14 protein-coding genes and 1 other RNA gene are annotated in these 15,660 nt (G+C 39.4%); 9 read left to right on the forward strand and 6 right to left on the reverse strand.

Annotated features, from left to right (window positions below):
- Nucleotides 1-117: 117 nt before the first annotated feature.
- Nucleotides 118-442: RNase P RNA component class A (gene rnpB, locus AC0N32_RS08430), an RNA gene on the forward strand.
- 70 nt (nucleotides 443-512) lie between these two features.
- Here rnpB and AC0N32_RS08435 read toward each other — a convergent pair.
- Both AC0N32_RS08435 and AC0N32_RS08440 read right to left on the reverse strand, forming a co-directional pair.
- On the reverse strand, nucleotides 513-1,382 hold the full coding sequence (locus tag AC0N32_RS08435) for a polyphosphate kinase 2 family protein (protein ID WP_476393415.1): 870 nt from the start codon (nucleotides 1,380-1,382) through the stop codon (nucleotides 513-515).
- Between the two features lie 204 nt (nucleotides 1,383-1,586).
- Entirely contained in the window at nucleotides 1,587-2,054 is a 468-nt protein-coding gene (locus AC0N32_RS08440) for a DUF1573 domain-containing protein (protein WP_476393416.1), read from the reverse strand.
- A gap of 128 nt (nucleotides 2,055-2,182) precedes the next feature.
- On the opposite strand from AC0N32_RS08440, the gene AC0N32_RS08445 reads away from it, so the two are divergent.
- The 6 genes from AC0N32_RS08445 (at nucleotide 2,183) to AC0N32_RS08470 (ending at nucleotide 8,631) form a co-directional block, all read left to right on the forward strand.
- Nucleotides 2,183-4,795 (forward strand): valine--tRNA ligase, encoded by a 2,613-nt coding sequence (locus AC0N32_RS08445; RefSeq protein WP_476393417.1) that lies wholly within the window; start codon nucleotides 2,183-2,185, stop codon nucleotides 4,793-4,795.
- Between the two features lie 68 nt (nucleotides 4,796-4,863).
- The gene (locus AC0N32_RS08450) at nucleotides 4,864-5,499 is read left to right on the forward strand and encodes a DUF4241 domain-containing protein (RefSeq protein ID WP_476393418.1); all 636 of its coding nucleotides are present in this window, start codon (nucleotides 4,864-4,866) and stop codon (nucleotides 5,497-5,499) included.
- A gap of 43 nt (nucleotides 5,500-5,542) precedes the next feature.
- Complete coding sequence (locus AC0N32_RS08455; RefSeq protein ID WP_476393419.1) at nucleotides 5,543-6,433, forward strand: ribokinase; 891 nt, start codon at nucleotides 5,543-5,545, stop codon at nucleotides 6,431-6,433.
- A gap of 87 nt (nucleotides 6,434-6,520) precedes the next feature.
- Complete coding sequence (locus tag AC0N32_RS08460) at nucleotides 6,521-7,375, forward strand: alpha/beta hydrolase family protein (RefSeq protein WP_476393420.1); 855 nt, start codon at nucleotides 6,521-6,523, stop codon at nucleotides 7,373-7,375.
- Nucleotides 7,359-8,030, forward strand: coding sequence for an HD domain-containing protein (locus AC0N32_RS08465; RefSeq protein WP_476393421.1), 672 nt, complete (start codon nucleotides 7,359-7,361; stop codon nucleotides 8,028-8,030). Before AC0N32_RS08460 ends, AC0N32_RS08465 begins: the two co-directional genes overlap by 17 nt.
- A gap of 13 nt (nucleotides 8,031-8,043) precedes the next feature.
- Nucleotides 8,044-8,631, forward strand: a complete 588-nt coding sequence (locus tag AC0N32_RS08470) for a hypothetical protein (RefSeq protein ID WP_476393422.1) — start codon at nucleotides 8,044-8,046, stop codon at nucleotides 8,629-8,631.
- Between the two features lie 48 nt (nucleotides 8,632-8,679).
- Here AC0N32_RS08470 and AC0N32_RS08475 read toward each other — a convergent pair whose 3' ends face one another.
- From AC0N32_RS08475 to AC0N32_RS08490, 4 genes are all read right to left on the reverse strand, one after another.
- Nucleotides 8,680-8,910, reverse strand: coding sequence for a hypothetical protein (locus tag AC0N32_RS08475; RefSeq protein ID WP_476393423.1), 231 nt, complete (start codon nucleotides 8,908-8,910; stop codon nucleotides 8,680-8,682).
- Nucleotides 8,911-9,103: 193 nt separating this feature from the next.
- On the reverse strand, nucleotides 9,104-9,994 hold the full coding sequence (locus AC0N32_RS08480) for a DUF72 domain-containing protein (protein WP_476393424.1): 891 nt from the start codon (nucleotides 9,992-9,994) through the stop codon (nucleotides 9,104-9,106).
- 101 nt (nucleotides 9,995-10,095) lie between these two features.
- The gene (locus tag AC0N32_RS08485) at nucleotides 10,096-11,754 is read right to left on the reverse strand and encodes a ribonucleoside-diphosphate reductase subunit alpha (RefSeq protein WP_476393425.1); all 1,659 of its coding nucleotides are present in this window, start codon (nucleotides 11,752-11,754) and stop codon (nucleotides 10,096-10,098) included.
- Nucleotides 11,755-11,889: 135 nt separating this feature from the next.
- Nucleotides 11,890-12,864 (reverse strand): ribonucleotide-diphosphate reductase subunit beta, encoded by a 975-nt coding sequence (locus AC0N32_RS08490; protein WP_476393426.1) that lies wholly within the window; start codon nucleotides 12,862-12,864, stop codon nucleotides 11,890-11,892.
- A gap of 427 nt (nucleotides 12,865-13,291) precedes the next feature.
- Here AC0N32_RS08490 and AC0N32_RS08495 point away from each other — a divergent pair, with 427 nt between their 5' ends.
- Nucleotides 13,292-13,981, forward strand: a complete 690-nt coding sequence (locus AC0N32_RS08495; RefSeq protein ID WP_476393427.1) for an ABC transporter ATP-binding protein — start codon at nucleotides 13,292-13,294, stop codon at nucleotides 13,979-13,981.
- A gap of 115 nt (nucleotides 13,982-14,096) precedes the next feature.
- Entirely contained in the window at nucleotides 14,097-15,326 is a 1,230-nt protein-coding gene (locus tag AC0N32_RS08500; RefSeq protein WP_476393428.1) for an ABC transporter permease, read from the forward strand.
- The last annotated feature ends 334 nt before the right edge of the window (nucleotides 15,327-15,660 follow it).

Below are 15,660 nucleotides of genomic sequence, written 5' to 3' on the forward strand. Positions count from 1 at the left end.
ATTTGAAAATGAACGATTAAAGTCTTTTTTCTTAATAGCTATAATAATAATCGGTTGAATTAAAAATTTTCAAATTATCACATTGCCGAATTTTCAAATTATCTATCTTTGCACCCACGAGAAAGTCGGCTTGTTGATTTCCCGTTTTTCGGGAGGTAGGAAAGTCCGGACACCATAGGGCAGCAAAGCGGATAACATCCGTCACCCGCGAGGGTAGGACCAGTGCAACAGAAAGGATGTACAGTTCGGCTGTAGTGAAATCAGGTAAACTCTTTGTGGTGCAATGATAAGTATATCGGTTCTTTTCAGCAATGAAAATAGGAGTTGCCCGCTCTGAAAGCCGAGGGGTAATCAGCTAAAGTCTTGCAGCAATGTAAGATGCAGATAAATAACAGGCACTTCTTCGGAAGAACAAAATCCGGCTTACAGATTTTCTCGTGGTTTTTAAAAGCTGGAAGCTAGAAACTCAAAATTTAATTATTGAGCTAAAAACTATCATCTTCCATCCAGGTTTATTCATTTTCCAGTTGTTTTTTAGCTTCTTCTAGTCCTGCTTTATCTTCCTCGGAAATTTTAGGGTATTTAAGGCTCATTTTTTCCAGGGCATCTATAATAATCTGAACGGCGGCAACTCTGGCAAACCATTTATTATCTGCCGGAAGAACATACCAGGGTGCATTATCCTTTGACGTTTCATTGATTGCAGTTTCATAGCAGTTCATATATTGATCGAAGAGAGCTCTTTCAGGAAGGTCGGCGGCAGAGAACTTCCAGTTTTTTTCCTGCTCGTTGATCCGGTCAAGCAGCCTTTTCTTTTGCTCTTCTTTGGAAACATGTAAAAATATTTTTACAATCGTGGTTCCGTTGTCGGTTAGATGTTTTTCAAAATTTCTGATGCTTTCGTACCGGTTTTCCCAGAATTTGTCATCAAAATCTTTTACCGATTTCCATGTCTTTTCATTGAGGTTATATTCGGGGTGAACTTTGCATACCAGTACGCTTTCGTAATGAGAGCGGTTAAAGATTCCGATCATGCCTTTTTGGGGTACTGCAAGGTAATGTCTCCACAAAAAATCATGCGAATATTCACGGGAACTTGGCGTTTTAAAACTGGTAACATTGCAACCCTGCGGGTTTACTCCCCCGAAAACATGTTCGATCATGCTGTCTTTTCCGGCGGCATCCATGGCCTGAAGAACAACCAAAAGTGCCTGGCTCCCGTCAGAGTATAGTTTTTCCTGAAGTTCTCGAAGTTTCACCTTTTCCGTAATGAGCAACTGCTCACCCTCTTCTTTCGTGAGCTTTCCGTTGTACTCCGTTGAATATTTTTTGATTGAAAATTTTCCTTTTACCAGAAAGTCATCTGAAAAGTTGGTATCCATATTTTTACAGTATTAAAAGATAAAAGATAAAAGATAAAAGATAAAAGATAAAAGATAAAAGATAAAAGATAATGATTAAACATTAAACATTAAACATTAAACATTAAACATTAAACACATATCTAAATTCCAGCCAAACCTGATATTGATGTATAAAAAAAACCGCCTCATCTGAGACGGTTCTTTTATTTTTTGGGAGTAGAATTACTTTGCAGCTGCTACTTTTTTAGCATCTTTGGCTGCTTTTTTATCAGCTTTAGCTTTAGCCTTCAGTTCTGCAGGAGTTAAAGGTTTTGGTTCCGGAGCGTTAGGATCTACATTTCCTTTGATGTAAATTACACTTCTGTTATTTACAGGGTCATTAGAAAATACCTCGATTGTTTTGTTGAATCCACCATTGATTGCGGTGTTGTATCCTACTTTAATCTTAGCAGATTTTCCTGGCATGATAGGATCTGTGCTGAATTCAGGCGTTGTACATCCACAAGATGCTTTTACATTCGAAAGGATAAGAGGCTTATCTCCCGTATTGGTTACGGTGAAGAATCTGATACCGTCTGAACTAGGTTTAATTGTTCCGTAATCGAAAGTCGTTTTATCAAATGTGATCGTTTGTGCAGATGCTAATGCGAATGTTCCGAATAATGCAATTCCTGCGATTAATTTTTTCATATTCTTGAATATTAAATATGTTGTTAGATAAATTTTGAGAAACAAAGTTAAAAATTATTTTAATTCATACTGAAAATTTTTTTTCTTTAGACTATTTTTGCAAATTGTAAATTAAAGTAAAAGAATTTATGCAGATTTCAGAAAAGTACAATTCACAGGAAACAGAGCAGAAGTGGTACAATTACTGGTTGGAAAACAAGTATTTCCATTCAGAACCGAACGACAAGCCGCCTTACACTGTTGTCATCCCTCCACCAAACGTGACGGGGATTTTACACATGGGGCATATGCTGAACAATACCATTCAGGATGTTCTGGTCCGCCGTGCAAGAATGCAGGGCTTCAATGCCTGCTGGGTTCCGGGAACAGACCACGCCTCCATCGCTACGGAAGCCAAGGTTGTTGCCAAACTGAAGTCTGAAGGTATTAATAAATCTGATATTACCCGCGAAGAATTTTTAAAACACGCCTGGGACTGGACCGATAAATACGGAGGAACCATCCTTGAGCAGCTGAAAAAACTGGGCTGTTCCTGCGATTGGGACAGAACCCGCTTCACCATGGAGCCGAAACTTTCCCAGCAGGTAATAAAATCTTTCGTAGACCTTTACAATAAAGGGTTTATCTATCGTGGTTACAGAATGGTCAACTGGGACCCTGAGGCTAAAACCAATATTTCCGATGAGGAAGTGATCTTTAAGGAGCAAAATGGAAAATTATATTTCCTGAAATATGCCATCGAAGGATCGGAGGAATTTCTTTCGGTAGCAACCACGCGTCCTGAAACGATTTTCGGGGATACTGCGGTGTGCATTAATCCTAATGATGAAAGATATGCTCATTTAAAAGGTAAAAAAGTAATCGTACCGATTGTTAACAGAGTTATTCCGATTATTGAAGACGAATATGTAGATATCGAATTTGGTACCGGAGCGTTGAAAATTACCCCGGCACACGATATTAATGACTATGAAATCGGACAAAAACACAACCTTCAAATGATTGATGCTCTGGATGATGATGGTAATCTGAATGATTACGGACTGCATTATGCCGGGAAAAATAGGTTTGAGGTAAGAAAGCAGATTGCCAAAGAACTGGAAGAAAAAGATCTTTTGTTAAAGGCAGAAGATTATGTAAACAAAGTGGGAACGTCGGAAAGAACCGGCGCGGTGATCGAGCCTAAAGTTTCTGTTCAGTGGTTCCTGAAAATGTCTGAGATTGCAAAGCCGGCTCTGGATGTTGTAATGGATGATAAGGTTAAATTTTATCCTGAAAAGTTTAAAAATACCTACAAACACTGGATGGAAAACATCCGCGACTGGAATATTTCCCGCCAGCTTTGGTGGGGACAGCAAATTCCTGCGTTTTATTATGGTGATGGCGAAAATGATTTCGTTGTTGCCGAAGACAAATATCAGGCTCTTGTAGTATTAGAAGAACAAAAAGGCATTATTGCGAATCTTGATGACCTGAGACAAGACGAAGACGCTCTTGATACGTGGTTTTCATCATGGCTTTGGCCGATGTCGGTTTTCGACGGATTGCTGGATCCTGAAAATAAAGACATCAATTATTATTATCCGACTTCCGATCTGGTAACCGGTCCGGATATTATTTTCTTCTGGGTCGCCCGTATGATTATGGCAGGACTGGAATACCGTAAGGAAGTTCCGTTTAAAAATGTTTATTTTACAGGAATTGTAAGGGATAAGCAGAGAAGAAAGATGTCCAAACAATTAGGTAATTCGCCCGATCCTTTGGATTTGATTGATAAATATGGTGCTGACGGTGTTCGTGTCGGGATTTTATTAAGTTCTGCAGCCGGAAACGATCTTCTTTTTGATGAGGATTTAATGCTCCAGGGAAGAAACTTCATGACCAAGATCTGGAATGCCTTCCGTCTGATCAACATGTGGAATCATGAAGACAAACCGGCTAATGATACTGAAAACCAGACCATCGAATGGTTTAACCATAAATTAAATAAAACCATTGCCGAAATCAATGACCAGTTTGAAAAATTCAGAATTTCTGATGCTTTGCATTTGATTTATAAATTGATCTGGGACGATTTCTGCGGATGGTATCTGGAAGCCATCAAACCTAATTATGGTGAAGGAATCTCAAAAGAGGTATATCATACAACTATCGGATTCTTCGAGGAACTAATGAAGCTGTTACATCCGTTCATGCCTTTCCTGACTGAGGAATTATGGCAGACGATTTCTGAAAGAAGTATTGAAGAAGCCTTGGTGATTGCCCAGCAGAAAAAAGCAGAAGCATTTGATGAGGTTATCATTAAAAACTTTGAAACGGCAGCGGAACTCATTTCGGGCGTTAGAAACTATCGTCAGACCAAAGGAATTTCACCAAAAGAAGCCGCCGAGATTTATACCAACGCTTCCGCCTTTGCAAATGAATCGGTGATCAGAAAGCTGGCCAATGTTTCCCAAATTTATTTCGGAACAAAAACCGATAAGCCAAGTTTTACCTTTTTAGTAGGAGCTACGGAAGTTTCAATTCCTTTGAGTGAAAACCTGGATTTGGAAGAAGAGAAAAAGAAAACAGAAGAGGAATTAAAATATTTGAAAGGATTTTTAATTTCGGTAGATAAAAAGCTTTCCAACGAAAAATTTGTTGCGAATGCAAAGCCTGAGGTTGTGGAAGTTGAGCGCAAAAAGCAAAAAGATGCCCTTGATAAAATCGCGATCTTAGAAGAGAAATTGAAAAGTTTGTAACGTAAAGGTTTAGGTTAAGGCTGAGTCTCCAACTTATCCTTAACCTTAATTTTAACCTAAAGTAGAACATGACACATTTAGAAAACATAAAAAAAATATTCTCCAAAAACTTTGTAGAAAGTCCATTGCTGGAAAGCTTTGAGGTCGGAAAAATTTATCTTTCCAGTGGGAAACTTGTCGCTTGTGATCCTTTAATCACTAATGATATGAAACCTTTTTCGGCTGAGTTTCCGAAAGGAGATTTCCCGGTCCTGGTACATAGAGAAAGAGAAAGCAATTGTGTGGCTTATGTGGAAATCATATTCGGTACGGCGGAAATTACAGAATGGAAACTGGCTACCACAGAGGGACAGGATGTGAAAGAGCTTGCCGAAGAGGAAGTTTTTGGATATCCTGTAGAAAGCGGAATGGGATGTTTTATGGATGCCGATACGCAAAACAGCCTCAATGGGCTGGAACAAAGACTCTATCATAGCAAAGGAGTAGATTTTATGGGCATTTATGAAGAGTTTTTTCATGAATATTTTTTTGATGAAAACGGTGCCATTGATCAGTATGCGTTTTTAAAACCTTCTGAAGATCATCCTGGAACTATTTTTGCCTTTGAAACGGGATACGGCGAAGGATTTTATGCAAGCTATGTTGCGTATGACAAAACTCAGACACCGGTAAAAATTGTGACCGAGTTTATCGAGATCAGCTAAATGTGTTCACCAATACAACACCAAATTATTAAATCTATTAAGAATGAATTTCTCATCAGCACAACCGAAAATTATTGTGGTCGGAAGCTCATCGGTAGACCTTATCCTGGAAACCGAAAAGATTCCCTCTCAGAATGAAACAGTGATTGCCAGTACATCTGAAAGTTTTTTTGGTGGAAAAGGAGCCAATCAGGCAGTGGGAGCGGCCAGACTTGGAGCTGCTGTACATTTTGTAGGTTGTGTCGGAATGGATCCGCTTGGGCAGCAGATCATGAGAAATCTGATCACTGAAAATGTAAATGTGGATTTTGTTTTTGAAACGGACCACGAAGCAAGCGGAACGGCCTATGTGACAGCTTCAGACGGAAACTCAGCCATCGTTGTTGTTCCCGCCGCCAACAATTATTTAAGTACACAGCATATTGACTCCGCGGACCGGTATTTTCAGACTGCAGATCTTATTCTTGTCCAGCTGGAAGTTTCTATGGATGTCGTTGAATTTACGGTTGAGAAAGCTAAAAAATACGGCAAAAAAGTCGGACTTTATGCGTCACCGGCACAGAGACTGAAAGATGAAGTTATTGAAAATCTTGATTTTATCGTCGTGAAGAGCAACGAAATTCATATTCTTTTCGGGGAAGGTCGTAGAGAAGAAATCCTTAAGAAATATTTCAATAAAGTGTTTGTACGGGATGATATCAATTCTACCGTATACTTCGACGGCACTGAAATGAAATATTGCAGGAACGACAACGAAAAAGCGGTCTATAAAATGGGAATGGGAGATGCATTTACGGCAGGATTTTCCGTGGCGTTGTGTCATGATAATGATGTTCATGAATGCGTAATATTCGGGAATGAAGTTTCTGCACGGGTTTCCGCTAAGAAAGGTTCTCAGACAGGTCTTCCGAGATTGTCGGATTTTACTTCATAAGCTATTTGTTACATATCGAAAAGCATCTTCACCGATGAAAAATTAAACTAATATTTCCACTTTTATAGTGGATTTTTCTTTTTATCTATGGAAAAGCTGATATTTACCACCAAAGATTCTTTCTCAATAACAGCCCATCTTTTCTTGCCCGGTAAGAGCAATCATAAACTTCTGCTTATTAATTCTGCAACAGGCGTAAAGCAGCAGGTCTATTTTTCTTTTGCCCAATACTTTTCTGAAAAAGGTTTTACCGTTCTTACTTACGATTACCGGGGAATAGGACTTTCAAAGCCGGAGAACATGAAAGGTTTTAACGCTTCGATGAGAACCTGGGGATCACTTGATTACAAAGCCTTAACGGATTATATTCAGCTTAATTTTAATGATTTTCAGAAATATGGTCTCGGGCACTCTGTCGGAGCGTTGATTCTGGGGATGAATGAAGACTCAAAGATCTTCGATAAATTTATTTTTGTGGGGACTCAAAATGCGTTTGTCGGCCATTTGAAATTCAGGACGAAAATAGAAGCATATCTTGGCTTTGGGGTGGCCCAGCCGCTAATCACTACATTATTAGGCTATTTTCCGGCACATTGGTTCGGATTGGGAGAAAGTCTGCCAAAAAATTGCGCATATGACTGGAGAACCTTAATTTTAAACAGGAAATCGACCAACGGCCTACTGGATAAAACTCATGATTATTCAAAAACTTTGACGCAGAAAGTATTTGTGATCAGGGCTGAAGATGATGTATGGCTTACCGAAAAAGGAGTGAAAAGCCTCCTCAATGATACATATCCGAATATGAAGCCAAAGTACAGGCTGGTTAGAACTTCCGAATCCGAGAAAAAAGAGATCGGGCACGTTAACTTTTTCAGAAGCTATAACAGGAAGCTTTGGAATATTATTTTAAATGAATTGATAAATGAAGAATCTGATTGAAAACACCGTGGAATTTGTTAAAGAAAAATTGAAAGGGGCTGAAGCCGGCCATGATTGGTACCACATCGAACGGGTGTGGAAGCTGTCTAAAAGTATTGCAGAATCTGAAAACTGCGATCTTCAGGTGGTAGAACTGGCAGCGCTTCTGCACGATATTGCCGATCCCAAATTTCATAATGGTGACGAGACATTGGCCTTAAAGGTTTCCCGGGAGTTTCTGGAAGGGAAACATACTTCTGAAGAGGTCATTGAGAAGGTTTTATTTATCATTAAAAATATTTCATTTAAAAACAGGGCAGAGGTTTCGGGAGATCTTCCCATTGAGCTTAAAATCGTTCAGGATGCTGACAGAATTGATGCGATCGGCGCGATCGGGATTGCCAGGACATTCAATTTCGGGGGATTTAAAAATAACCTGATGTATGATCCTGAAATCGCGCCAAAGCTTCATATGTCGAAAGAAGAGTATAAAAAGTCAGACGGAACAACCATTAATCATTTCTATGAAAAGCTGCTGCTCCTTAAAGATCTGATGAATACGAAGAAAGGAAAGGAGATAGCCCTTGAAAGGCATGATTTTATGCTGAAGTTCCTGGACCAGTTTTACAAAGAATGGAACGTCGGTGATATTTCCGCTGAAAGCTTACTAAAATAAGTATCTTTGCAATATGGTATTCATCGTTCTGGCGATTTTCTGGGCTTTGGTGATTTCTCTTCTGCTGTATAAAATAAGAAGAGGAAAAGGAGCCGAATGGGCAAAATTGTTCCGCATTGTTACGGTTGTGTTTTCAATTTCGATTTTTACGTACTGGTTTATTAAAAAAAGTGCCGTAGGAATCGTAGAGGATTCCGTAACCCTGCAGGTCATCAATAAACTTCCGCAGCCGCTGGATTTCTACGTTATAACACTCAATGATGCCGAAGTCGGAAAGATGACGGATACCAAGCATATCGGGAAAGTACGCCCGGAATATTACAGGATAGAATACCTTAAAATGGATAAGTCGGATGAATACTGGATCGTCGGCTATCTGGGGAAAAATCTCGTTTATTTTTCGCAGCATTCCCTTCCCAATAAAAATATAGATCAGATTGTAGAAACCCGCAATTATATCAATCAGAGTGTAAAGCTTTCAGATTTGGCAAAAAAGCAGATTGAAATCTACAACTATGAGAATACAAAAGTGGGAATTTGGATCACCCTTGATTTTCTGCTTTTGTTCCTTAATATCATGTTGCTTATCAGAAGAAAATAAAAATTCCGGATTGCCTGGCAATCCGGAATTTTTTATAGATACTTAAAATCAAGGGTAATCAAGAATGATCATAATTCTTTCCTTGAGTTCTTCGGGACATTTTCTGATGATTTTATCTTTGTTCAGTTTGCTGATCTGTTTGGGTTCCAGCCATTCTGTGACATCGGAACTTAAGCTGTTGTTGTCATAAACCCTTTTTATTTTTTCGTCCTCGTAAAAAGTATACTCATCTCCGAGAAAACCCGACGAAATGCTTATTTTGCATATCTCCTTTTCCATATTTGTATTTTTAAAAAATGTGTTATTAAATTAAATTTATCACGGGTTTAATTTAATAATTTTTATAATATGAAAAGGTTTTTGGTATTTAATTTTTAGATTCCGTAAAAAATGTTTATTTTTTTTATTTAAAATATAATTCGCGTTAATGTCATTCCACAAAAAGGTGAATAAAAGAAAAAAAATTCAGGTGCTAAAATAGTGTTCCGGTGCTTTCCGTCGCCATTTTTGGGATGTGAAGGTCTGTTTTCCAAGCTTCATTCATTTTTTTTATGAAATAGGCAGACAAAAGAGGTGAAGCTTTTTCGATATTCTGATGTACAAAAAAGTATACATTTCGGAGGCCTTCTTTCTTCCATTTTGTAAGATGCTTCATCCAGTCATCCAGTCTTTCATAGTCACTTTCCGCATTGGCTCCCACATAACGGATGAATGCTGTCGGGGTGGTAAGGCGCATGTGTAGCATATCTCTTCTTCCGGCAGTATCTACAATAATATTTGTGATATTATGGGTTTCAAAAAGCTCACAGGTCGTATTCAGAACGTTTTCATCTGTAAACCATTCCGTATTTCTTAATTCAATGGCGAGCGGTACTTCCTTTGGCCATTCTTTAACAAATTTTTCAAGCCTGTCGTAATCTTTAGGTTTAAAGTTGTCATGAAGCTGAAGAAATACCATTCCCAGTTTTTCATCAAACTGCATGACGGAGGTTGCAAACTGAGTCACAGGCTCAGTGACATCAATCAATCTTCTGAAATGCGAAACCGTATTGGTGATCTTGGGGAAAAATTTAAAATCTGCGGGCGTTTTCTCCTTCCAGGTCTGTACCTGATCCGGTGTCGGCATGCCGTAGAAGGTAGCGTTCAGTTCGATGGAATTGAATTGGGTTGCATAGTAGGTAAGTTCGTCTTTTGTTCCTTTCGGGTAAAAACCTTTCAGGTCGGTTTTGTTCCATTTGGCGCATCCGACAGAAATATTTTCCAGTCCGTTTTTATTCTGACTTAAAATTTCCTTGGTTCTGGTGTGGTCTTTAGGTAATGTAAAATCTATTTGTGAGGGATCTTCTACTTGTCCGAATTTCATATCTTAATTTTTTTGGGTTACGCTTTAAACAAATATAAAATAAAAAAGCACGCCGGAAAAGCGTGCTGAAATGAATATGTAGTGTTTATTATTTGAGAGCCTTATGCTTCGCAGGCGGTGCAGGTAACAAAGTTTACCATCATCTCTTTTGAAACAGAAGAACTTCTTTGATAATAAAGAGTTTTCACCCCTTTTTTCCATGCTTCGATGTAAAGATAGTTCACATCTTTCACCGGCATTGTGGAAGGAATCTGCAGGTTCAGCGACTGAGCCTGGTCGATATACTGCTGTCTTTGTGCAGCCTGAGAAATAATTTCCATCGGAGAGATTTCTTTAAATGTTTTAAATACTGCTTTCTCCTCATCTGTCAATTCTTTCAGGTGCTGTACTGAACCGTGATTCAACATGATTGTTCTCCATGTTTCCTCATTGTCCAGGCCTTTCTCAGCCAGTAGCTTTGCCAGGTATTTATTCTTACGCATAAAGTTTCCTTTGGCAAGACCCGCTTTAAAATAATTGGAAGCAAACGGCTCAATTCCCGGAGAAGTCTGTCCCAGAATGGCAGAACTTGAAGTGGTAGGAGCAATAGCCATTGTCGTGGTATTTCTCAATCCGTATCCTTTAAGCAGTTCCGGTTCTCCATAGATATTGGCAAGTTCTCTTGAAGCCTGCTCTGCCTGCTCCTTGATTCTTCTGAAAGCCCTGGCGTTGAACTGGGTAGCCTCAAAACTTTCGAAAGGAATCATATTTTTCTGAAGATAAGAATGATATCCTAAAACACCTAACCCCAGCGCTCTGTGTCTCATGGCGAAATTTCTCGCGCCCTGAAGATAATAATTACCTTCCGTCTTATCGATAAATTCGGATAAAACGGCATCAAGGAAATAGATGGCCAGTTTTACGGCATCCGTATCTTTCCATTCGTCGTACAGCTCAAGGTTCATGGAAGATAGGCAGCATATAAACGATTCATCCATGGTGGAAGGAAGCATGATTTCAGAACAAAGGTTACTGGCGTTTACCGTTAATCCTAAATCTTTGTAAACCTGAGGTTTGTTTCTATTTACGTTGTCGGTAAAGAAAATGTAAGGAAGCCCTTTTTGCTGACGGCTTTCCAGTACTCTTGCCCAAACCTTACGTTTCTCCATATCCCCGTCGATCATATCCTGCATCCAGTAATCCGGAACACAGATTCCGGTGAACAGGTTCTGAATCGGACTTCCGATATCTTTAATGGATAAAAATTCTTCGATATCCCCGTGGTCAACATCCAGGTAAGCGGCGAAAGCCCCCCTTCTTACACCCCCCTGAGATACAACATCCATTGCGGTATCAAAAAGTTTCATGAAAGAAACGGCTCCTGAAGATTTGCCGTTATCGGTTACTGCGGTTCCCCTGTTACGGAGCTCTCCGAAATATCCTGATGTTCCGCCCCCGATTTTGGTCTGCATGATGACCTCACCCATTTTGTGGGTAATACCTTCGATGCTATCCGGGATGTGAACATTGAAACAGGAAATAGGAAGACCTCTCTGGGTTCCCATATTGGCCCAAACCGGTGACGAGAAGCTGATCCATCCTTTGGTGATCATTTCTTTGAAAGCCGGCTGAAGCTCGGGTTTATACAATCTTTTTGCGGCTGCCGTGGTAATTCTGTCGATCGCTCCTTCTACCGTTTCCCCTTTCAGCAAATAGCCTCTGTTCAGCATTTGCTCAGACTCTTCATTGAGCCACCATATATTTGTACTTTGTTCCTCCATAGTTGTTTATATTTTCGAATTCCTGAGCATTAGATCACCCAGGAATTTTGTTGCTTTTAAATAATAATTACTTAAAAAGATTGTAAATAGGTCTCGCCGAGTGCTTATTTGTCTCACACTCAGGATAAGATTAATTTAGAAAAGATCGTTCGCCGTAATACTCTTATCGTGTTTTGTATAATCTACCGGTCTTTTAGCAAAGAAATCATCCATGGAATTGGCAAAAACCTCCTCTTCGAACCACACCATCGGGCGGTATTGTTCCGGAGTGACATTGTATTTTGTATTCATGTTGATCTTCTTCAAACTGTCGTCTACACGGTATTTCATGAAGTTTAACAGATCTTCTTTTGAGAATACGTTTAATTCTCCCAGTTCGAAGATCCAGTCAAGGATTTCTCCTTCAAGCTCTACCGATTGGTCAACGAGGGTATAAATATCTTCAATATCAGAATCCGTTAAAAGATCAGGTTGTTCCTCGCGGATTTTATTGATCAGGTAAATTCCTGCATTGGCGTGGATCTGCTCATCAACAGAAGTCCATGCGATGATGTTGGAAACATTTTTCATGTATCCTTTGAATCTTGTAAAAGAAAGGATGATGGCAAATTGTGAGAAAAGCGAAACATTCTCAATTAAAATACTGAATAAAAGAAGAGAAGACACATACTCTTTCGGCGTGGCTGAATTGGCGTGCTTCAATACATTTGATAAGAAATCAATTCTCTTTTTTACAGCGGGAATTTCAATGACATTCAGAAATTCTTCGTTATAACCTAAGACTTCCACCAAACGGGAATAGGCTTCGGAGTGACGGAATTCACACTCAGCAAAAGTTGCCCCCAGACCATTGAATTCAGGTTTTGGAAGATGGTTGTACAAATTTCCCCAGAATGTTTTTACGGATACTTCAATCTGGGCAATGGCTAAAAGCGCATTTTTCACAGCGTGTTTTTCATGCGGCTCCAGCTGTGAATGAAAATCCTGAACATCTGCCGTAAAATCCACTTCCGAGTGTACCCAGAACGATTTGTTGATCGCCTCTACGAATTGAAGAACCTCAGGGTATTCAAATGGCTTATAGCTTACTCTTTTATCAAAAATTCCCATATTTTTTAGAATGTCTTAAAAAAATTAAATAATAGATCGATGTGGATAAAGTTCAAAAAATAAACAATCTGTTGATTTGTTGTCACTTATGGCTGAAAGTTATCAACCTGAAAAGTGTTTTATTTTTTGTGATGTACAAGTACAAAGTTAGAAAACAAGAACTGTATTTGAAAGGGTGAATGACTAAATGATTGAGTTTTAACCTTAAAAGTTTTCCACATTTACATGAAAACCGCTTAGATACTGGCTTACACAACCATAGGCGGTTAAAATAGATAATATAAGCAATTTGATATTAAACGGTTGTTCTAAAAGTATTATTAATAAAGACTAAATGAGTTAAACAATAAATTAATTGAAGAATTTTTCAATCTTCGTAACAAATTAAAATTTAAATCTACTTATTGGATAAAACATATACCACTTAATGTTAGTAATTCAGGATTTACATAAGTCATACGATACCGGGAAAAGTAAGCTGCACGTTTTAAAGGGCATCAACCTTACCATTTCCGAGGGTGAATTTGTTTCGATCATGGGAAGTTCCGGGTCCGGAAAATCTACGCTTCTTAATATTATCGGTATTCTGGATGAAAAAGATTCGGGGATCTATGAGCTTGATGGTGTTCCGATCGAACATCTTTCGGAAATAAAAGCAGCGGAATACAGAAGTAAGTTTCTGGGATTTATTTTCCAGTCATTCAACCTGATCGGATATAAAACGGCCTTGGATAATGTTGCCCTTCCGTTGTACTACCAGAATGTTCCAAGGAAAGAACGGGAGCGCAAAGCCATGGAATATCTTGAGAAAGTCGGGCTCGCCCAATGGGCCAATCATTTGCCCAATGAGCTTTCAGGAGGGCAAAAGCAGAGGGTGGCCATCGCCAGAGCTCTGATCACGGACCCTAAAGTGGTCTTGGCTGACGAACCTACCGGAGCGCTGGATTCAAAAACGACTCACGATATCATGAAACTTCTTCAGGACATCAATAATGAAGGGAAAACCATCATCGTTGTAACACACGAACCCGATGTGGCTGCCCAAACCAAAAGGAATGTCATTCTGAAAGACGGAATTATAGAAAGTGATGCGTTTATCAAGCAGCTGGTGCTGTAAAGTGAATGGTGAATTTTGCTTCGCAAGTCAATTTTAGAGTCAGGAAAATTGACCATTGACTCGCAGAAATTCACATGAAATAATTCACTTTTTATAAAGTAAAAAAAATAAAACTATGTTCGACCTAGATCGTTGGCAGGAAATATTCAGCTCGATTCGCAGTAATGTATTGCGGACGGTACTTTCTGGCTTTACTGTGGCTTTGGGATTATTTATTTTCATTGTCCTTTTCGGAATCGGGACCGGGCTTCAGAATGCCTTTACACAGGGTTTTGCGAGAGATGCTCAAAACCTGATCTCTATTGTAACAGGAAAAACCACAGTGGCCTATAAAGGACTTCAATCCGACAGGGTCGTGACCATGAATAATGATGATTATGATTTTCTGGTAAATATCGATAAAGAAAAAGTAGGAAGCTCAACGCCCCGCTACACCGCAAATCTGTTGGTGAAGTACGGTAAGGAGAGCGGGAATTACCAGATCAACGGTGCGAAGCCTGAAGAACAGGTGATTGAAAACCGTAAAATGCTGGACGGAAGATATCTCACGCCTACCGATCTCGACAGAAAGCAAAATATAGCGGTAATAGGAAGAATGGTTCAGCGGGATCTTATTAAAAACGGAAGCCCCGTCGGTAAAGAACTGAACATCAACGGAACCATATTCAAGGTAGTCGGCGTATTTTCCGATGACGGAGGTGACTGGGATGAAAGGCATATCACCATTCCTATCACTACCCTGCAGCAGATGAAAAAAGGCTCGGATACGGTAAGCATCAACTATATCGCCTATAACGATAAACTGACACCGCAACAGGCTATTAAATATGGTGACGAAATCAAAGAAAAATTAAAAGCCAGAAAGAATGTTGCTCCCAGTGATGAAAATGGAGTACGGGTCTGGAACAATGCCCAGAATATGGAAGATACGTTTGCATTCATGGCTGTGCTTACCGGAATTGTAGGATTTATCGGCCTGGGAACATTGGCCGCCGGAATTATCGGGATCAGCAATATCATGGTGTATATCGTAAAAGAAAGAACAAAGGAAATCGGGGTAAGAAAAGCGATCGGTGCAAAACCACGAAGCATTGTTGCGCTGATTGTCCAGGAAAGTGTAGTGATTACAGTTATTTCCGGCTTTGTCGGAGTAGGGCTGGGGGTGCTTGCATTACATCTAATTGGCAACAGTCTCGAAGAATATTTCATTACAGACCCGAGTGTGGGCTGGGGATCTATTTTCATGGCATTTGTGGCTCTCGTATTTTCAGGGTTGATTGCAGGTTTTGTTCCGGCATACCGGGCCTCGAAAATTAAGCCGATCGAAGCACTGAGGACGGAATAATTAAAGGTGAATGGTGAATGGTGAATTTTGCTTTGCAAGTCAATTTTGCTACGCAAGTGAATTTTAGAGTCATGAAATTGACCATTGACTCGCAGAAATTGACCATTAACATTTAAAGGGTGAATAGTGAATTTTGCTTTGCAAGTCAATTTTGCTACGCAAGTGAATTTAGGGTTATGAAAAATTGACCATTGACTCGCAGGAATTGACCATTGACATTTAAAGGGTGAATAGTGAATTTTGCTTTGCAAGTCAATTTTGCTTCGCACGTGAATTTAGGGTTATAAAAAATTGACCATTGACTCGCAGAAATTGACGATTGACATTTAAAGGG

The organism is Chryseobacterium endophyticum (genome assembly GCF_056333165.1).